At 65.1% G+C, this 19,145-nt stretch carries 19 protein-coding genes; 12 read left to right on the top strand and 7 right to left on the bottom strand.

The features are described 5' to 3' along the window. Positions 1-15 precede the first annotated feature (15 nt). Positions 16-888 carry a flagellar motor stator protein MotA gene (motA, locus tag AWB77_RS25615; RefSeq protein ID WP_061137266.1) on the bottom strand — a complete coding sequence of 291 codons (873 nt, stop codon included), beginning with the start codon at positions 886-888 and terminating at the stop codon, positions 16-18. Between the two features lie 237 nt (positions 889-1,125). Between motA and AWB77_RS25620 the strand changes: the two genes are divergently transcribed. Both AWB77_RS25620 and AWB77_RS25625 read left to right on the top strand, forming a co-directional pair. Next, on the top strand, positions 1,126-1,944 hold the full coding sequence (locus AWB77_RS25620) for a helix-turn-helix domain-containing protein (protein WP_061137267.1): 819 nt from the start codon (positions 1,126-1,128) through the stop codon (positions 1,942-1,944). Positions 1,945-2,096: 152 nt separating this feature from the next. After that, a complete protein-coding gene (locus tag AWB77_RS25625) occupies positions 2,097-2,369 on the top strand; it encodes a hypothetical protein (protein ID WP_061137268.1) in 273 nt (90 codons plus the stop codon). 88 nt (positions 2,370-2,457) lie between these two features. On the opposite strand, the gene AWB77_RS36670 is transcribed toward AWB77_RS25625, so the two are convergent. The 3 genes from AWB77_RS36670 to AWB77_RS25635 form a co-directional block, all read right to left on the bottom strand. Beyond that, the gene (locus AWB77_RS36670; RefSeq protein ID WP_157694925.1) at positions 2,458-2,625 is read right to left on the bottom strand and encodes a hypothetical protein; all 168 of its coding nucleotides are present in this window, start codon (positions 2,623-2,625) and stop codon (positions 2,458-2,460) included. 66 nt (positions 2,626-2,691) lie between these two features. Next, the gene (locus AWB77_RS25630; RefSeq protein ID WP_061137269.1) at positions 2,692-4,134 is read right to left on the bottom strand and encodes an MFS transporter; all 1,443 of its coding nucleotides are present in this window, start codon (positions 4,132-4,134) and stop codon (positions 2,692-2,694) included. Positions 4,135-4,237: 103 nt separating this feature from the next. Next, a complete protein-coding gene (locus tag AWB77_RS25635; RefSeq protein WP_061137270.1) occupies positions 4,238-5,530 on the bottom strand; it encodes an MFS transporter in 1,293 nt (430 codons plus the stop codon). Between the two features lie 530 nt (positions 5,531-6,060). Here AWB77_RS25635 and AWB77_RS25640 point away from each other — a divergent pair. Continuing rightward, entirely contained in the window at positions 6,061-6,804 is a 744-nt protein-coding gene (locus AWB77_RS25640) for a response regulator transcription factor (RefSeq protein WP_061137271.1), read from the top strand. A 67-nt stretch (positions 6,805-6,871) separates the two neighbouring features. Here AWB77_RS25640 and AWB77_RS25645 read toward each other — a convergent pair whose 3' ends face one another. Beyond that, the gene (locus AWB77_RS25645) at positions 6,872-7,777 is read right to left on the bottom strand and encodes a dihydrodipicolinate synthase family protein (protein WP_061137272.1); all 906 of its coding nucleotides are present in this window, start codon (positions 7,775-7,777) and stop codon (positions 6,872-6,874) included. Between the two features lie 204 nt (positions 7,778-7,981). Here AWB77_RS25645 and AWB77_RS25650 point away from each other — a divergent pair, with 204 nt between their 5' ends. From AWB77_RS25650 to AWB77_RS25675, 6 genes are all read left to right on the top strand, one after another. Further along, on the top strand, positions 7,982-8,923 hold the full coding sequence (locus tag AWB77_RS25650; RefSeq protein ID WP_061137409.1) for a 4-hydroxyproline epimerase: 942 nt from the start codon (positions 7,982-7,984) through the stop codon (positions 8,921-8,923). Then, positions 8,920-10,059 carry an NAD(P)/FAD-dependent oxidoreductase gene (locus AWB77_RS25655; protein ID WP_061137273.1) on the top strand — a complete coding sequence of 380 codons (1,140 nt, stop codon included), beginning with the start codon at positions 8,920-8,922 and terminating at the stop codon, positions 10,057-10,059. The genes AWB77_RS25650 and AWB77_RS25655 overlap by 4 nt, the downstream gene beginning before the upstream one ends. Further along, a complete protein-coding gene (locus AWB77_RS25660) occupies positions 10,052-10,312 on the top strand; it encodes a 2Fe-2S iron-sulfur cluster-binding protein (protein WP_061137274.1) in 261 nt (86 codons plus the stop codon). The genes AWB77_RS25655 and AWB77_RS25660 overlap by 8 nt, the downstream gene beginning before the upstream one ends. After that, complete coding sequence (locus AWB77_RS25665) at positions 10,309-11,571, top strand: NAD(P)/FAD-dependent oxidoreductase (protein WP_061137275.1); 1,263 nt, start codon at positions 10,309-10,311, stop codon at positions 11,569-11,571. The genes AWB77_RS25660 and AWB77_RS25665 overlap by 4 nt, the downstream gene beginning before the upstream one ends. A gap of 85 nt (positions 11,572-11,656) precedes the next feature. Beyond that, on the top strand, positions 11,657-12,445 hold the full coding sequence (locus AWB77_RS25670; protein WP_061137276.1) for an AraC family transcriptional regulator: 789 nt from the start codon (positions 11,657-11,659) through the stop codon (positions 12,443-12,445). A gap of 347 nt (positions 12,446-12,792) precedes the next feature. Then, positions 12,793-13,203: a response regulator gene (locus AWB77_RS25675; protein ID WP_244158657.1), complete on the top strand. Its 411-nt coding sequence runs from the start codon at positions 12,793-12,795 to the stop codon at positions 13,201-13,203. Positions 13,204-13,260: 57 nt separating this feature from the next. On the opposite strand, the gene AWB77_RS36515 is transcribed toward AWB77_RS25675, so the two are convergent. Together AWB77_RS36515 and AWB77_RS25680 are read right to left on the bottom strand one after the other, a co-directional pair. Then, a complete protein-coding gene (locus AWB77_RS36515; protein WP_167354183.1) occupies positions 13,261-13,431 on the bottom strand; it encodes a hypothetical protein in 171 nt (56 codons plus the stop codon). 178 nt (positions 13,432-13,609) lie between these two features. Continuing rightward, the gene (locus AWB77_RS25680; protein ID WP_061137278.1) at positions 13,610-14,746 is read right to left on the bottom strand and encodes an acyltransferase family protein; all 1,137 of its coding nucleotides are present in this window, start codon (positions 14,744-14,746) and stop codon (positions 13,610-13,612) included. A 168-nt stretch (positions 14,747-14,914) separates the two neighbouring features. Between AWB77_RS25680 and AWB77_RS25685 the strand changes: the two genes are divergently transcribed. The 3 genes from AWB77_RS25685 (at position 14,915) to AWB77_RS25695 (ending at position 19,144) form a co-directional block, all read left to right on the top strand. Beyond that, on the top strand, positions 14,915-15,586 hold the full coding sequence (locus AWB77_RS25685; RefSeq protein ID WP_061137279.1) for a glutathione S-transferase: 672 nt from the start codon (positions 14,915-14,917) through the stop codon (positions 15,584-15,586). 78 nt (positions 15,587-15,664) lie between these two features. Then, complete coding sequence (locus AWB77_RS25690) at positions 15,665-17,302, top strand: ATP-binding domain-containing protein (protein ID WP_061137280.1); 1,638 nt, start codon at positions 15,665-15,667, stop codon at positions 17,300-17,302. 3 nt (positions 17,303-17,305) lie between these two features. Then, positions 17,306-19,144 (top strand): ATP-binding response regulator, encoded by a 1,839-nt coding sequence (locus AWB77_RS25695; RefSeq protein WP_061137281.1) that lies wholly within the window; start codon positions 17,306-17,308, stop codon positions 19,142-19,144. Position 19,145 lies beyond the last annotated feature (1 nt).

Consider the following 19,145-nt stretch of genomic DNA (forward strand, 5'->3'; position numbering starts at 1 on the left):
GTCTATGCCGTGAAGTTACGAAGCCGCCTTCGGCATCTTGGTTGCACGCACCGCGTCGTCGAGTTCCTTGAAGCTCGGACGATCGGCGGTGAAGAGCACCTTGCGGCCGAACTCGACCGCGATCGTCGGCGCATAGCCGTTCATCGATGCGAGCAGCACGGACTTCACGCACTGGAACGGCTTCGCTTCGGCCGCGCCCTTCGCGTTGAGCAGGTCCGCGAGCGGACCGATGAAGCCGTATGCCAGCAAAATGCCGAGGAACGTGCCGACGAGCGCGCCCGCGATCATCTCGCCGAGCACGGCGGGCGCGGCGCCGACCGAGCCCATCGTGTGCACGACGCCCATCACTGCGGCGACGATGCCGAATGCGGGCAGGCCATCGGCCATCTTCTGGATCGCGTTCGCGGCGATCGAGCTTTCGGTGTGATGCGTCTCGAGTTCCTCGTCCATCAGGTCCTGCATCTCCAGCGCGTTGACGTTGCCCGCGGACATCATGCGCAGATAGTCGACGATGAAATCGAGCAGATGATGATCGGCCATGACGTGCTCGTACTTCTGAAAGACCGGGCTGGACTCGGGCGCATCGACATCGGCTTCGAGCGCCATCATGCCTTCCTTGCGCGCCTTCTGAAGCAGTTCGTACAGCAACGCGATCAGCGCGAGATATTTCTCTTTCGTATAGCCGCCGCCCTTGAACGCCTTCGGAATGGATTGCAGCGTTTTCTTGAGCGTCGCCGTGGGATTGGACACGACGAACGCCCCGATCGCCGCGCCGAAAATACACAGCAGCTCGAACGGTTGCACGAGCGCGGCGAGGTGGCCGCCGACGCCGATGAAGCTTCCGATCACCGAGCCGATGACCACCACCCATCCGATGATGACAAACATAGTTTCTCCGCAAATGTCCGGGCGCAGCGTGCTGTGCGTGCTCGGGATTGAGACGCGCACGGCGCGCGACGCATTGTTCGCTGTTGTGGGGCTTATCGGCTCGAAAGTGCCGAAGATTTAGGGTGACGCGCGCAAGTTTTTCTGCGCAAAGGTTTGCGATGTAAATCTTACGTTCGTTCGCAGCGTTGACGTCGCAGGTAATGGATGCGTGTACAGGCTTCGTCTAAGATCGCCTGCATGAACTCGACCCTTGTTCCTTCAATCGCCCGCTCGGGCGTCGGTCAGTTGCTGCGCGAGTGGCGTCAGCGCCGCCGCCTGAGCCAGCTCGATCTCGCGGGCATCGCCGACGTCTCCACGCGGCATCTCAGCTTCGTCGAATCAGGACGCTCGCTGCCAAGCCGCGAGATGCTGATGCGTCTGTCCGAGCAGCTCGACGTGCCGCTGCGCGAGCGCAATACGCTGCTCGTCGCGGCCGGTTATGCGCCGCTTTATCGCGAGCGCACGCTTGCCGATCCGCAGCTCGCGGCGGCACGGCGCGCGGTCGATCTCGTGTTGAAAGGGCATGAGCCGTATCCGGCGCTCGCGGTTGACCGTCACTGGACGATGATCGCCGCCAACGCGGCGCTCGCGCCGCTCGTCGCGCCGGCCAAGGCGGAACTGCTCGCGCCGCCCGTCAACGTGCTGCGCTTGTCGATGCATCCGCAAGGTCTCGCCGATGCCATCGACAACTGGCATGAATGGCGTGCGCATTTGCTCGCGCGTGTGCGAAGGCAGATCGAAGTGTCGGGCGATGCGGTGCTCGCCGCGCTCCTTGCTGAACTCGAAGCGTATCCCGCGCCCGCGCATGTGTCGCATGAGCCGGGCGGCGAAACCGATCCGGTCGTCGTCCCCTTGCGCATGCGTACGTCGCATGGCGTGATGTCGTTCTTCAGCACGACGACGGTGTTCGGCACGCCCGTCGATATCACGTTGTCAGAACTCGCGATCGAAGCCTTCTTTCCCGCCGACGACGCCACCGCCGCCATCCTTCGCGATCTCGCCGCAGCGAGAGGTTGAGCTTGCGTCGCCGTGCGCATGCTCACAGAATTGAACCTGGCCGGGCAGCGCGGATCAATAAGAAAGCAGGGCGCCGCACGACACGGCGCGGCGCGGCAAGGCGCGGCACGCAGTTTGCGTCAGCTTTTGTCCAACCAACGCGGAAGGCAACGATGATCCAGACATTCGAGCAGGAAATCGGCGGGCAAACGATGCAGTTCTGCGCAAGCATCGCGGAAGGCGGCGGACCGGCGCGCGTCATCATCAGCCGGGCGGATTCGGCGGAATCGCTCGTGATCGTCGAAGCGGACGGCATCATCGGCGCGATCAAGGCCGAAGTCGAAGCACCCGATACGCTCGTCGCCGATGCCGTGCGTAAGGCGCAGCATGAAGCGCTCATCGAGCGCGCGCTGGAAACAGGCACCGTGCAGACCACGAGTCTCTAGGCGCACCTTACGAGAGCGCAGTTAAATGCCCGCACGGCACACGTGGCCGCGCGGGCATTGATTTGTTCGCGCGATGGGCCTCGGCGCGTTACATGCGCGGCTCGCCGTTCTTCGGATCGGCGGGCACCATCGGCGTGGCGGAATCCGGGCCGTCGGGCATGTCCGGATCTTCGGGGTTCGGCGGGGCGTCCGGATCGAGCAGCTTGTCGGGGTCCGGTTCGAGCGGCTCCTCGGGGGAGCGGGGCATCGTCGACATGGTGTTCTCCTCACAAAGAGTCGCGGCGTCGCTCGTGTATTGCAACGCGCGTTCCCGCTGCCATCTTCAGCTCGTTCGTCCTTCGGCCTTCACGCCAGCCGGGTTGTTCACGCGACGCGCGATCATCGCGGCACACAACAGCAGTGCGACCGATATCGCCGCCGACCAGCGCACCGCATCGACGATATGTTGCGGGCTCGCCGCGCCGTCGCCGTGCGCCGTGAGCGCGCCGAACGCCGCGACGCCGATCGCGCCCGCCGCCTGCCGCGCCGTGTTGAGCACCGCCGACGCCGTGCCCGCGCGTTGCTGGCCGACAGTACCGAGCAATGCCGTCGTCATCGCCGGCACCGCGAGGCCCATGCCCGATGGAATCAGCAGGAACGGGACGAGCAGCGCGGCGGTGGGCGTCGTAGCATCGACGAAAACGAGCGCGGCGAAACCGGCAGCGTCGAGGAGCGCGCCGAAGATCATTGGGCCGCGCGAGCCGAAACGCGCCACCACGGGACCGCTCGCCAGGTTCGAGATCAGGAAGCCGCCCGTCAGCGGCAGAAATGCGAGGCCGGTCTGCAAGGGCGTATGGCCGAGCACGCGCTGCACATAAAGGCTCAGAAGGAACACCATCCCATAATAGGTGAGGTTCACGCCGATGCCGAAGACCACCGCCGCGCTGAACGTGCGCTCGGCGAAGAGCGAGAGCGGCAGCATCGGCGCGCGGCTGTTGCGCTCGATCGCGATGAACGCGCCGCCCGTGGCCAGCGCAAGGACGAGCGCGCCGACGACGAGCGGATGCATCGGCCCGAGCGGACGAAGTTCGATCACCGCGCCGACGAACGACGCCAGCGCGACGATCGCAAGCGCCTGGCCTGGCAGATCGATGCCGCGCGCGCGATCGGCGTCTTTCGGGCGCGCGTTGTCTATCCACACGAGCGTCGCCGCGAGGCCCGCCATGCAGATCGGCAGATTGACCCAGAAGATGCTGCGCCATCCGAACGCCGCGATCAGCACGCCGCCGACGACCGGCCCCGCCGCGATCGACACCGCGCCCGCCGCGGTCCACAAGCCGACCGCACGGGCGCGCAGACGCCGGTCATGGCCGCATGCCGCGTTGAGCAGCGCCAGCGAGTTCGGCAGCATCCCGGCCGCGCCGACGCCTTGCAGCGCGCGCGCCGCGATCAGTTGCGCCGCATCGCGCGAAAAGGCGCACGCGAGCGAGGCCAGTGCGAAGAGCGCGAGTCCGCCGAGGAACATGCGCCGCGCGCCGAAGCGATCGCCGAGAGAACCGGCGGAGAGCATCAGCGCGGCGAAGGCGAGCGCATAACTGTCGATGGTCCATTGCAGGCTCGCGACGCCCGCGTGCAGATCGTGACCGATGCTCGCGAGCGCGACATTGACGATCGATACATCGAGCTGCGAGACGACGAAGCCGACGCTGGTCGCCGCGACGACGAGCGTCTGCCGCATGGACAGACGCGCGCCGGAAGAGGAAGGGTTCGAGTTCATGCCGTCCATCGTAGGCGCGTCGCGCGTTCGATGTTTCGGCGTGTCCTGAAACGTGAAATCGGAATGAAAACGGCGCGCCGCGTGAACGGCGCGCCGTTGCGTCAGACAAGGTTCAACGCGCTTGCCTGATGAAGAGCGTGGTCAGCGCGCCGAGCGCGCACAACGCGCCGACGTAGATCGCGGGCGCCATCGGGCTCGATTTCATCATCAGCGAGACGACGATCGGCGTGAGTCCGCCGAACACTGCATACGCGACATTGTATGAAAACGAGATGCCCGAGAAGCGCACGGCGGGCGGAAACGACTTGACCATCACGAACGGAATCGCGCCGATCACGCCGACGCAAAAGCCCGTCAGCGCGTACCACGGCAGAAGCGCGGAGGCATCGATCGCGACTTGCTCGAACATCAGCCAATAAGACACGGCGAGTGCCGCGCCGCCGACAAAAATCGTCTTGCCCGCGCCGATGCGGCCCGCGATCGCGCCCGCCAGCACGCAACCGATCGTGAGGCACAGCGTCGCCGCGCAGTTCGCGACGAGCACCGTCGCCGGGGCGATGTGGAACTGCTTCTGCAGCAATGTCGGCGTCATCAGGATCACGACGACGATCGCCGCCGACAGCATCCACGTGAGCAGCATCGACACGATGACGGCGCGGCCGTGGTCGCGCAGCACGGCCTTGAGCGGAATCTCCGCCGCAAGCGACTTGCGCTTCTGCAGCTCGGCGAAGACGGGCGTTTCGTGCAGCCAGCGGCGCAGATACACCGAGCACAGGCCGAACACGCCGCCGAGCAGGAAGGGCAGGCGCCACGCGAAATCGGCGACTTCGGTGGGCGCGAATGCCTTGTTGATGCCCGTTGCTATCAGCGAGCCGAGCAGAATGCCCGCCGTGAGCCCCGCCGTGAGCGTGCCGCACGCATAGCCGATATGACGCTCCGGCACGTGCTCGGAGACGAACACCCATGCACCCGGCACTTCGCCGCCGACCGCCGCGCCCTGCATCACGCGAAACAGAAGCAGCAGCACCGGCGCCATCAGGCCGATGGACGCGTAGGTCGGCAGGACGCCCATCAGGAGCGTCGGCACGGACATCAGCAGCACGGAAAGCGTGAACATGCGCTTGCGGCCGAGCAGATCGCCGAAGTGCGCCATGATGATCCCGCCGAGCGGACGCGCCAGATAGCCCGCCGCAAAGATGCCAAAAGTCTGCAATTGGCGAAGCCAGTCAGGAATCGACGGCGGAAAGAACAATTGGCCGATGACCGGCGCGAAGAACACGAAGATGATGAAGTCGTAGAACTCGAGCGCGCCGCCGAGCGCGGCGAGCGTGAGCGTCTTGTAGTCGCCGCGCGTGAGCGCACGGCCGGCCGCGCGCGGGGCGTCGGACAGAGGTGTTGCCTGCATCGGAAAAATGAACCCGTAAGTGGAAAAGCCACGCGTGACGCGCGGTAGGACGAGGCTTTGCCCTGCGGGAGTGACTAAACGCGCCGGGTGGACGCGAAGCGAAGGTCCGGCGCGGAACGGGATCGAACCGGCCGAAAACCAGCGGGTGCGGATTCGAAGCCGCGACCCGTCGTCCGCGCTGCGCGTTGCGACGGACAGTCGCGGCGCAGCTTGCTTCGCGGCATCTTGGTAAAGACGGCGGAAGCGGCAACTTTTTGAGCCAAACGCGGCATGTTACAGGACGAAAGCCGGCGCAAAAGCGAAAACGCGTTCTATTTTCGAGATGGTTGCGTGCATCCGACGTTACGGCGTTCGTGAAAGCGCGCCGTCACATGCGTTGACAATTCGGACGAGTCCGATGGGAAAGGGTCGCATGGCTGCTCAGAATGCGCAGCTTGAATATCCCCGTCTCATCCCGCGACGAGACGCCCGGCGGGCGCTTGCAGTAAGGCCTCCGCCCCATGTCCCTTGGACTCATCAGGTAAGACACCATGCGCGTCGCCGTTTTGCAAACCGACCCGAGCTATCGAAATCTCATCAGCGATGTCGTCAAACGACTCGGCCATACCTGCGTCACTTTCGGCGATGGCCTCGTGCTGTCGAAGGCGCTTTCCCGCTCGACGGTCGATCTGCTGATTCTCGACTGGAATTCGACCGGCCTGTGCGGCCTCGATCTTCTGAAATACGTGCGCTCGAGCTTCGGCGAGCGCGTGCCGGTTTTGTTCGCAACGCCGGACGGCGCCGAGCACAACGTGGTCTGCGCGCTCACGGCCGGCGCCGACGACTACGTCGTTTATCCGATTCGCCCGGGCGAGTTCGGCGCGCGCGTCGAAGCGCTTCTGCGCCGCGCGTATCCCTCGACCACCAGCGCGTGCCTCGAAGTCGGTCCGTATCGTTTCGACGCCCGGCAGCAAACCGTCACCGTGCGCGGCAAGCCGGTGCAGCTGAGCGGCACGCAGTTCCGCCTCGCGCAGCTTTTCTTCTCGAACATCGGCCGCGTGCTGTCGCGCGATCATATTTTCGCGATGGTCTGGGGCCGCGAGTTCCGCGAGACCACGCGCACTATCGATAGCCATGTGTCGCGCCTGCGTCTCGCGCTGGAGATCGAGCCGGTCAACAACTTCCGTCTGCAGCCCGTCTACAAGAGCGGCTATCGCCTGCTGCATCTCTACGACGAAGGCGAAGATTCGGACGACGGCCTCGTCGATCCCGCCCCTGCGCAGATTGCAGCCTGAGGCCGTTCTGACAAAGCAAAATGCCGTCGATTAAAACCGACGGCATTTCTCATTTCTCCGCGTGTTTTTACAGCGCGGGCAACGCCGGGCGCGTTTCGATGCTGCGGCGGATCAACGCTTCGACTTCCTTGCGCTCGTCGCCCGCGAGCGGCAGACGCGGCGGACGCACCGGCTCCGTGCCCAGACCGACGATCGTCTCCGCGAGCTTGATGTTCTGCACGAGCTTGTGCGAGACGTCGAGCGCGAGTAGCGGCGCGAACCATCGATAAATCGCGCGGGCTTCCTCGACACGCCCCGCCCGAATCAGCTTGCTGATCGCCACCGTTTCGCGCGGAAAGGCGCACACGAGTCCCGCGACCCAGCCGTGCGCGCCCATCAGCATGGCTTCCATCGCGAGATTGTCGACGCCGCAAAAGAGCGCGTAGCGGTCGCCCGTTTCGTTGATGAGGTCGGTGATGCGGCGCACGTCGCCGCTCGATTCCTTGATCGCCGCGAACTTCTTGTCTTCCGCGAGTTCGCCGAACATCTTGGGCGTGACATCGATGCCATACGCGAGCGGATTGTTGTAGACCATCAGCGGCAGCGGGCTCGCGTCGGCGACCATGCGGAAATGATTGAGCGTTTCGCGCCGGTCGGACAGATAACGCAATCCCGGCAGCACCATATAACCCGCCGCGCCGCGACGCGCGGCGCGTTCGGCCTGGCGGCAGCCGTCGAGCGTGCTGTTTTCCGCGATCGTCAGCAGCACCGGCACGCGGCCGCGTGCGGCGTCCACGGCGATATCGAGCACGTCCAGTTTTTCGTCGAGCGACAACGTCGATGCTTCGCCGAGCGATCCGCACACGATGATGCCGTCCACGCCCGCGTCGATCTGCGCCTCGATGTTCTTCGCGGTCCACGCGCGGTCTATGCTGAAATCGGCGTTGAACTTCGTGGTCACGGCGGGCATCACGCCTTCCCAGATATGCGTCATGTCGGCTCTCCGAAAGTGATTGAACGGTAGGCAGTGTAAGCACCGGAAAGTCGTGCGTCTTGCGCGTTTCGCGCGCGCCGTGTGCCGATTTCGGCATAGCGGTTTCGACGCGCTAAAAGCGTCTCGGAACGCGCTTCGATTATGCCGATATCGTCATCAAAACGATCGCGCCGCTACAAGACGCCGATTGCGCGCGTTTCTACGATAGGCGGCATGAAAACCATCGAAATCATCGACTCGCATACGGGCGGCGAACCGACGCGCCTCGTGATCGCGGGCGGCCCTGATCTGGGCCACGGCACACTCGCGCAGCGGCTCGACGCGTTCCGCACGCGTTTCGACGACTGGCGCCGCGCCATCGTCACCGAGCCGCGCGGTTCGGACGTGATGGTCGGCGCGCTGCTGTGCGAGCCTGATTCCGCCGACGCCGCGGCGGGCGTCATCTTCTTCAACAACGTCGGCTATCTCGGCATGTGCGGGCACGGCACGATCGGGCTCGTCGCGTCGCTCGCTCATGCGGGCAAAATCGCGCCGGGTCGGCATCGGATCGATACGCCCGTCGGCCCCGTCGACGCGACGCTGCACGACAACGGCAGCGTCAGCGTGCGCAACGTGCCGGCGTACCGGCACCGGCGCGCGATATCGGTCGATGTGCCCGGCCACGGCACGTTCACCGGCGATGTCGCATGGGGCGGCAACTGGTTCTTTCTCGTCGCGGAACACGGGCGGGAACTGGTGCCCGCGCGCATCGCGGAACTGACCGCGTTCACCGGCGCGATCCGCGACGCCTTGCACGCGCAGGGCATCACCGGCGCGGCGGGCGCGTTCATCGACCATATCGAGTTGTTCGCGGATTCGCCGGTCGCGGGGATCGACAGCCGCAACTTCGTGCTGTGTCCCGGCAGCGCCTACGATCGCTCACCGTGCGGCACCGGCACGAGCGCCAAGCTCGCGTGTCTCGCGGCGGACGGCGCGCTCGCGCCGGGCGAAGTCTGGCGTCAGGAAAGCATCATCGGCAGCGTGTTCGAAGGCAGTTACGCGACGGACGGCGACATGCTCGTCCCGACCATCACCGGCTACGCCCACGTGATGGGCGAAGGCCGTCTCGTCTTCGACGAGCGCGATCCGTTCATCAAAGGCATATGACGGCGGACGTGATCGTCGTCGGCGGCGGGATCGTCGGAGCGGCGTGCGCGGCGGAGCTTGCGGCGCGCGGCCTCGCGGTCGATGTGCTGGAGGCGCGCGGCATCGGCGGCGGCGCAACGGCGGCGGGCATGGGCCATATCGTCGTAATGAACGATTCGCCCGCCGAATTCGCGTTGGCGCGTGCGTCGCGCGAATTGTGGCTCGCGCTCGGCTCCCAGTTGCGCGGGCGCGATGCGTTCTCGCGTTGCGGGACGTTGTGGATCGCCGAGGACGACGAGGAACTCGACGCCGCCCGCACGATGCGCGATGCCTTCGCGCTAGCAGGCGTGCGCGCGCATATGCTCGACGGCGCCGCGCTGCGCGAGGCGGAGCCGGCGGTGAGCCACGCGATGCAAGGCGGCCTCTTGATCGGCGACGACGCCATCGTGTACGCGCCCGCCGCCGCGCAGTGGCTGCTGACACGTTCGCCGCGCATCCGCGTGTCGACGGGCTGCGCGGTCATCGCCGCCGACGCCGACGACACGCACGCGCGTGTCACGCTCGCGAACGGCGAGCGGCGCGCGGCGGCTCATGTGGTCATCGCCAATGGGCTCGCGGTGCCGGATCTCATCGCGCACGTACCGCTCGAAGCGAAAAAAGGGCATCTGCTCATCACCGATCGCTATCCCGGCACGATCCGTCATCAGGTGCTGGAACTCGGCTACATCAAGAGCGCGCATCACGCGCGCGGGACGTCCGTGGCGTTCAACGCGCAGCCGCGTCCGACGGGACAAGTGCTGATCGGCTCGTCGCGCCAGTTCGGCACGCGCGATCCGGCCGTCGACATGGACGTGCTCGCCGCGATGCTCGCGCGCGCGACGCGTTATCTGCCGGGCATCGGCGCGCTCAATGCGATCCGCGCGTGGACCGGTTTTCGCGCCGCGACGCCGGACGGCTTGCCGCTGATCGGGCCGGCGCGTTTCGCAGGCGATCGTCTGTGGCTCGCGGCGGGGCACGAAGGGCTCGGCGTGACGACGTCGCTCGGCACGGCGAAGCTCATCGCCGCGCAGATGTTCGGCGAACCGCCGCCTTTCGATATTCCGGACGCGAACGCGTTCTGTCCGCAACGATTTGCCCGGGAGCACGCCGATGGCTGAGCGCGTGCGCGTCATCATCGACGGCGAGATGCTTTCGGTGCCCGCATTCACGACAGTCGCCGCCGCCATCGCAATGTGCGGCATCGGCGGCGGCATCGAGGGCACGCGGCGCTCGGTCACCGGCGAGCCGCGCGCCGCGCTGTGCGGTATGGGCGTATGCCACGAATGCCGCGTGACGGTCGATGGCCGCGCGCATGTGCTCGGCTGTCAGACGCTTTGCCGCGACGGCCTTTCGATCGAGACGACGCGATGAACGTCGAACGAGTCGATATCGCGATCGTCGGCGCGGGGCCGGCGGGCCTGAGCGCGGCGCGGATCGCGGTGGAAGCGGGCGCGCGCGTCGCGCTCATCGACGACAATCCGCGTCCCGGCGGACAGATCTGGCGACAAGGCCCGACGCAAGCGAGCGCGCCGCCACTGCGCCGATGGCTCGATGAAACGCTCCCACACGCGAACCTGATCGCGATGAACGCCACGAAAGTCGCGGCGGCGCATGGCGACAAGCAGCTCTTGCTGGAGCGCGACGGCGCGCCGCTCATGCTCGCGTATTCGAAGCTCGTTCTCGCGACCGGCGCGCGCGAGCGTCTTCTGCCCTTTCACGGCTGGACCTTGCCCGGCGTGACGGGCGCGGGCGGTCTCCAGGCGCTCGTCAAGGGCGGCATGCCGGTGCGCGGCGAGCGCGTCGTCATCGCGGGCAGCGGGCCGCTGCTGCTCGCCGCCGCCGATACCGCGCGGCGTCACGGGGCGCGCGTCGTCGCGGTCGTCGAGCAGGCGCCGTTTGCGCGTGTCGCGCGCTTCGTCGCGTCGCTCGTGTCGACGCCGGGAAAGCTGGCGCAGGCAATCAGGCTCGGCGCCGTTTGTTATCGCGGATATCGGACGGGCAGTGTCGTCGTGAAGGCGCACGGCAGCGCGCGCGTGGAGGCGGTCACGATCCGCTCGCGCGGGCGCGACGAGACGCTCGCGGCGGATCGCATCGCGTGCGGTTACGGGCTCGTGCCGAATTCGACGCTCGCGCTGGCTCTCGGCTGTCTCATCGACGAACGCGAAGGCGCAATCGATGTCGACGACGCGCAGCGCACCTCGCGCGACGACGTGTTCGCGGCGGGCGAAAGCACGGGTATCGGCGGAATGGAGCTGGCGCGCGTCGAAGGCATGATCGCGGCGCAAGCGGCGCTCGGCATCGCCATCGATGCGCGGCTCGTGCGCGAGCGCGATCGCTGGCAAAGCTTCGCGCGACGCGTCGCGTGGACGTTCGAACTCGGCGCCGAAGCCTGCGCGATGCCGTCGCCGGACACCGTGTTGTGCCGATGCGAAGACGTGCCGACAGGCGATATCGCCGCGCACGCGAACTGGCGGGACGCGAAACTGCAAACGCGCTGCGGCATGGGGCCGTGTCAGGGACGCATCTGCGGCGAGGCGGCTTCGGTCTATTTCGGATGGCCGCGCGCGGCGGCACGTGCGCCGTTCGCGCCGGTGCGCATCGACACGCTGATCGGCGCGCGCGATGCCTAGTGGGGCCAGCGCCAATTTTGTCCGCGCGCGGGCGCTTTTATAATCGGTCGCCAGAATCCATCGAGCGCAACCGACATCCGCACGCATGACGATCGCACATCCACCGGCATCGACGCTCTCCGACATGCTCGCGCATTTCGCGCTGCTCGCGCCGGTCTTCGACGCGATGCCCGACATCGTGTTCTTCGTGAAGGATCGCGACGCGCGCTACGCGATGGTCAACCGCACGCTCGCGCGCCGTTGCGGCCACAAGGACGACAAGTCGGCGCTGCTTGGCAAGACCGCCGAGGACGTGTTCCCGCGCCGCTTCGGACGCATCTACACGGCGCAGGATCAGGCGATCATCGCGCAGGGACATCAGCTGATCGATCAGCTCGAACTGCATCTGTATCCGGGACGCGAGCCCGGCTGGTGCATGACCTGCAAGCAGCCGCTGCACGATACGCTCGGCAATATCGTCGGTCTTGCGGGCATTTCGCGCGATCTGCAGGCCGCCGAAGGCACGCATCCGGCCTACAGCCGGCTTGCGGCGGTCGTGCAGCACATCCAGGAAAATTATGTGCAGCCGCTCAACATGCGGCAGCTCGCGCAGATGGCGAATATGTCGATTGCGCAGCTCGAACGTTATTTCCACAAGGTTTTTCATCTCACGCCGCGCCAGGTGCTGCTGAAAACGCGTCTGGACGCGGCGACCGCGCTGCTCGTCTCTCACGAGAAAGTCACCGATGTCGCCGCGCTGTGCGGCTACACCGATCACAGCGCGTTCACGCGGCAGTTCAAGGCGACCGTCGGTCTGACGCCGAGCGAATATCGGACGCTCTTGCAGACGGGCACGTCCTCGCGCCCCGATTCCGCGCGCGAGGCAAATGTCTGATGGGAAATCGGGGCACGGCCAGTGCCGGAATTACACGCTCGTGCGCGTACGGCGCGTTTCCGCTCGAGGTCGATACCGCGAAAGCCCCGCGCGAGGCGGCTTTCCGGGCGACAAGCGACACCGGTCCGGATATTGCTTTTTTAGGCTCGCTGCGACCGGGCAATCTTTCGCATCGGCGCCGCTCAAAACCGCGAGGCGTTCCGCACCGGCGCACACGCGGCATAAATAACGGTGCGTTCGGAATTCCCGCCGCGTTTTCGTGTCACTCAATGCACGCATCGGCGTGCGCGGCGGCGAGAGCTGGAGACCACGCGAGAATTCCGTTTTTGGCAGCAGAAAAGAACATCATGAACGAAGTGGCAAGACTGGGGCATATGCGGATCGTACTGATCGAAGACGATCCCGAGAGCAGGGCATCACTGCAAATGTTGCTGCAAGAAGAGGGTGCGGAAGTCATCGCCGTAGCCGACGCCGAAGACGGCGCGCAAGCGGCGATCGAGCATCTTCCCGACGCGGTGATCTGCGATCTCGACCTACCCGAGATGGACGGTTTCTATCTCATCCAACGTTTGCGGGATCACGAAATACGCGGCAATCTGCCGCCTTCCGTGGCAATCGCGCTCACCGGCCATGACGGCGACGCGTACCGATTACGCAGCATCGGCGAAGGATTCCAGCATTTCATGACGAAGCCCGTGCATCCCGACGAACTCGTCACGCTGATCCAGGACGCGGCCGGCGCGCGTGTGGTGATGTGAAGTTATAGGAAGTGTGCGGAAGTGCTTGGACCGCCGGCGAACGGCGGCCCGGACCTTTTATGACCGGTCGCGGTTGCGCGCCCGCGTCGCCCCCGTGATGACGGCGATGCCCAGCAAGATTACGGCGACGATCATGATGATGTGCTGCGACACATGCATCGCAACCAGCGCCCACGACACGCCGCCGATAAAAATCAGCCAGCCTACAAGATAAATAATCAGCGTCATCGACTTCTCCTTTCTCGTTGTGTGCTAGAAATCGTTGCGCGGCCTTCATCGAGCGGTCGTATTCTTTCGACGCCCGGGCACGCATGAGTTCACGCTGTGCAAAGGGCGTACCTCGGGCCGGTGACGAGAAAGAAGAAGCCTGGCAAAGTGTGCGCTAACCGGCAAATCGCGCGGAGCCTCACGCATCCAGTCGATTCGTGACGGCGCGGCGCGGTGAAAAGCCGCGAACGATCTTTCGGCTCAGTAAAACCGCCGGCCATTCGAATAACTTGTGCATCAGCATTGCCAGAAGCAGTGCTGCTGGAATCGTCACGCACCAGACGACGACCGATCCTGCGGTCCGATAGAACACGATGATCGCGGCGAAAAGGACGAGTATGTGATTCAGGTAGAGGCTATATGAATATTTGCCCAGCCATCTGCCGATCCTTAGAAAGGCATTGTCGTCCACCGTGCTGCACAGAATGACGAGCAGCGCGGCGCCGACGCCGACGGCCACGTCCCCGCATACTCGGGCAATGATTTCCCAATCGCCGAAGAACGGATACGCATAGAGCGCGAGTGCGAAGCACCAGACGGCGACGAGGTGCTTTTGCGGTATGCGCGAACGAAGCCTGTCCACGTTGAACGAAAGCCAGCAGCCGATGAAAAAAAACGTCGAGTAATGCATCGTCAGCAAGGTCTGGGAGACATACGACGAGTAATGAGCGTTGGCCCAGGGCACCGCAGGACCGATTGCGAGCGAACACATCATCATTGCCACGACTGCGTATAGGCCAAATCGGCGGACGAGAAACAAGATAATCGGGAAGGCAATGGAAATGCGCATTTCCATCGCGATCGACCAGATTACCGGATTGATATCGCGCACGTTGAGCGGCCCGACCAGCAAGGCGTGCTCGAGAATGATGTTTTTGTCGATTTGCGGATGAACGGTGTACATCCACCGATCGGTCCATTGAAAGCCAAGTCGTTCGAGGCCAAAGTAGACCAATACGGCCAGAATGAGCGACGCGACATACGGCGGATATAGCCGGACCACGCGCGCGGCGAAATATCGTAGATATGAATAAGGATTCATTCCGTCGATCATTCTGGTCAACGCGAACCCGCTCAGCACGAAGAACAGGATGACTGCCTGATGGCCGGCAATAAGAATGCGAACTGGCGAATAAATCGTTGCCGTCCAGATCCAGCCTAACTGGTTGTAACCCGCCACGACGAGGTGGGAAAGCATGACTGAAACCGCGGCGAAACCACGGAGGCTATCGAGGTAATGAGCGCGGCCGGTCTTCGTGAGATTGCTGGATGCCATATCGATAGGATATCGAAAGGAACGCGGTAATTAATCAATCTTACATGATCGGCAGTACGCGCTCGAAGGCATTTCCCGGCGCGAGACTTTCTTAAAGCATGATGGGAGGCTTGCGTCGTGCGACACTCGTGCCGAGCAAGCCTTCCCAGCCAGAACGACAAATCGACCATGCTGATCGTCCACCACCTCAACAATTCCCGCTCCCAGCGCGTGCTGTGGATGCTCGAAGAACTCGGCGTCGAATACGAACTGAAGCGCTATCAGCGCGATCCTCACACGATGCTCGCGCCGCCCGAGCTGCGTGCGGTGCATCCGCTCGGCAAATCGCCGGTCGTCACCGACGGCACGCTCACGCTCGCCGAGTCGGGCGCGATCATCGAATATCTCGTCGATCGTTACGGCGAGGGCCGTTTTGCGCCGCCGCCCGGCGCTTCGCCCGAACGCGTGCGCTACAACTACTGGATGCACTACGCCGAAGGCTCCGCGATGCCGCCGCTCTTGCTCAAGCTCGTCGCGCGGCGGCTCGAGAGCGCGAAGATGCCGTTCTTCGCGAAACCGATCGCGCGGCGCATCGCGCAGACGATGCAAAGCAGCTTCATCGATCCGCAATTGCGTCTGCATTTCGGCTATATCGATGGCGAACTCGCAAAGTCGCCGTGGTTCGCGGGCGACACGTTCAGCGCCGCCGACATCCAGATGAGCTTCCCGCTGGAAGCCGGCAGCGCACGCGCAGGTGCGAAGTCGATGCCGCATATTCGCGCGTTTCTGGAACGGATTCACGCGCGTCCGGCTTATCGGCGCGCGTTGGAAAAAGGCGGGCGGTACGACTACGCAAGCTAGCCGTTCGGCCTATTGCCGAAGCGCAATGCGCGTTGCGTACAATGAGTCGCACGCAACCACTCAGCGCAAAGGCGACGCATGGCCCGAATCGTTCCCGACGACTGGAAGAACCTCGAAGCGACCGGCGCGGCCGCGCGCGAGCTCGAAACGCTCGCGCTGCTCGAAAAGCTGCCCGAGGACTACACGGTGTACCACGGCGTCCACTGGACGCGCGTCAACGAAGGCTTTTCGGTCTTCGGCGAAGCGGATTTCGTCGTGGTCGCGCCGTCAGGGCGCGTGCTGATGATCGAGCAGAAGGCCGGTTTTCTGCGCGAGACCGGGCAAGGTCTCGTGAAGGTCTATCTGCAAAAGGAGCGCAACGTCGCGATCCAGCTCGCGCGCACGCTGGAGAATCTTCATCGGCGCTTCACGGCGGCGTTCGGCGCGGGCACGTACCGCATCGAGGAACTGCTGTATTGCCCCGACTACACGGTCAGGAACGCGGCGATCGCGGGCGTGGCCCCGGCGCGCATCGTCGATGCGAGCCGCAAGTCGCAGCTCGCGCGCGTCGTGCTCGACATTTTGCCGCCGGACGAGCCGCGCTTCGAAGCGGCGGCGCGCATCCATCATTTTCTGGCCGACGAACTCTCGCTCACGCCTGACACCAACGCGCTCGTCGGCGCGGCGAACACGCTCGTCACGCGTCTGTCGGGCGGGCTCGCCACGTGGGCTCGGCGGCTCGAATTCGAACCGTTTCGCCTGCGCGTGATCGCGACCGCTGGCGCGGGCAAGACGCAGCTCGCCGTGCGCGTGATGCGCGACGCGCTCGCGCAGGGCAAGAGCGTCCTCTACGTGTGCTTCAACCGGCCGCTCGCCGACCATATCCGCGCAATCGCGCCGAAAGAGGCGAAGATCGCGAATTATCATCAGTTGAGCGCGGCCGTCGCGCGCGATGCCGGCAGTCCGCCCGATTTCAGCCAGCCCAACGTCTTCGCGACGCTCGAAGAGCGCTTCGCCGCCGTGCCCGTGCCCGAGCACTGGAAGACCGACGTGCTGATCGTCGACGAAGGGCAGGACTTTCAGGCGGCCTGGGTCGAGGCGCTCGAGCGCCTGCTGAATCCCGAAGGCGCGTGGTGGTGGCTCGAAGATCCGATGCAGAACCTCTATCTGCGCGAGCCGGTGCCGCTGCCGGGCTGGACCATTCTGCGCGAAACGACGAACTATCGCAGCCCGCGCGATCTGCTCGGCTTCATCCGCAAGATCGTCGGGCCGGATGTGCGGCTCGACGCGGGCAGTCCGTTCGACGGCTCGGACGTGAGCGTATCGACTTACGAGGACGGGCATCCTGAGGAAGTCATCGAGGCGACCAAGCGCGCCATCACGCACGCGCTGTCGCTCGGATTCCGCAAGCAGGACATCGCCGTGCTGTCGTTTCGCGGGCGCGAAGGTTCGGCGCTTACCGCCGTCGATCAGCTCGGCCCGCACCGGCTGCGCGCCTTCACCGGAACCTACGATCTTTTCGGCAATCCGGAGTATCGCGAAGGCGACGTGCTGCTCGAGTCGATCTATCGCTTCAAGGGGCAATCGGCGCCGTGCGTGATTCTCACGGAAGTCGATTTCGACACACTCGACGATCAGGCCGCGCGCAAGGTCTTCGTCGGCGCGACCCGGGCGACGATGAAGCTGATCGTGGTCGCCTCCGAACGCGCGGCGCACGCCATCGAAGCATTGCAGTAGGGCATGTCCGTCATCAGCACCGAGTCCTCCCTGCGCGCGAACGCCGCGCGCCCGTGGTGGCGCCGGCTGTGGTACGCGGCGCTGATCGCGCTCGCGGTCGCGCCGCCTATCGGCGCGGTCGGCTACATGTTGTACTCGGGCCTGCTCGCGCGCGAGACGCATCGGCTCGTCGTGCCTTACGACGTGTACTGGGAAGCCGCGCAGCTTCAGATCGCGTATGAGCGCTTCGAGAATCACGTGCTGCTGTATCGCAATGGTATCGACGAGGACGAGCAGGCGCTGCGCGCGAGCTTTCGGCTGCTGCGCGCGCGTTTGAGGCAAGTATCCGAATCGACGGGTCTCTCGGACGGAAACGAGGCGCTCGTCAACCGGCAGCGCGAGATTCTGCGTCAGTTGCAGACGGCGTTCGATTCCATCCAGGGCGATGTCGAAGGACTTCAGGCCGAGCACCAGCACACCTTGCGCGTGATCGGCGTGTTGCGCCAGAACGCACCGCTCGTCGCGGAACTCGCCGGCGGGCGGCGGCTGATGGACATCGCCGAGCGCGAGGCGATCGTGCGCGATTTCGAGGCGAAGCGCCGCTATCTGATCTACGGCGGCATCGTGCTCGGGATGCTGTCGGCAGCGGCGACGATCCTGCTGCTGCTGAACGGCTACCGGCGCACGCGCCTGATCGGGCAACAGCGCGCGGCGCTCGTGGCGGAACATCAGGCGACGCGCGCGGCGCGCGAGGCCGGCGTCGCGAAAGACACGTTCCTCGGCATGATCAGTCACGAGTTGCGCACGCCGCTGCACGCGATCGTGTCGTCGGTCGAATTGCTCGGGCTCAACGCGCGCGGCGACGCCGACCGCAAGATCATGCAGCGGCTGGAAACCGGCGCGCGCCATCTCGAAGCGCAGATGCGCGATTTGACCGATTACGCGCGGCTGGGCGCGGGCAAGCTCGAATTGCGCATGGCCGTGTTCGATCCGGTCGAACTGCTCGATTCCATCGTCGATGCGAACACGCCCGCCGCGAGCGCGAAGGGCCTCGCCTTGCGCGGCGACTACGCGGGCGAGCGCGGGCCGATCGAGTCCGATCCGCATCGCGTGCGGCAGATCGTGACGAATCTCGTGACCAACGCGATCAAATACACCGACGCCGGTTCCATCGACGTGCATTTCGCGCGCACCGGGAAGCGTCTCGACATCTCCGTGATCGATACCGGCCCGGGCATTTCGCGCGAGCAGTTGCCGCTCATATTCCAGGAATTCACGCAACTCGATTCATCGAGCACGCGGCGTTTCGACGGCGCCGGAATGGGCCTCGCGGTCGTGCGCGGGCTCGTCGATCTGCTCGGCGGGAAGATCGAAGTGTCGAGCGAAGTGGGACAGGGCGCCGCGTTTCGCGTGAGCTTGCCGGCGGTGTCGGCGGAACACTTGCCCGAACGCGAACACGTCGCCGATGCGCCCGGGCTGCACAAATCGCGCGTGCTCGTCATCGACGACCACGAGTCGATCCGCGATTCGCTGATCGAAATGCTCACGCATCTGGGTTATTACGCGGTCGCCTTGCCGGATGTCGACAGCGCGCTCGCCTGGCTGCGCGCCAACGACGCCGACGTGATCCTCGCCGACCTGCACATGCCGGGCAAGGACGGCTATTCGTTCGCGAACGAGTATCGTGCGCGCAGCGCGCCGGGCGCAAGCGTGCCGATCATCGCGGTGAGCGCATACGCGCCCGAACTCGTCGATCCGAGCGCGGCGGTGCTGTTTTTCGACTATCTGCTGAAGCCGGTGCGTTACGAAGTGCTGAAGGGCGCGGTGCATCGCGCGGTCACCGTTCGGCGGCGCGTGGCGTAGG

The sequence above is a fragment of the Caballeronia fortuita genome, from assembly GCF_001544835.2.
GTDB lineage: Bacteria > Pseudomonadota > Gammaproteobacteria > Burkholderiales > Burkholderiaceae > Caballeronia > Caballeronia fortuita.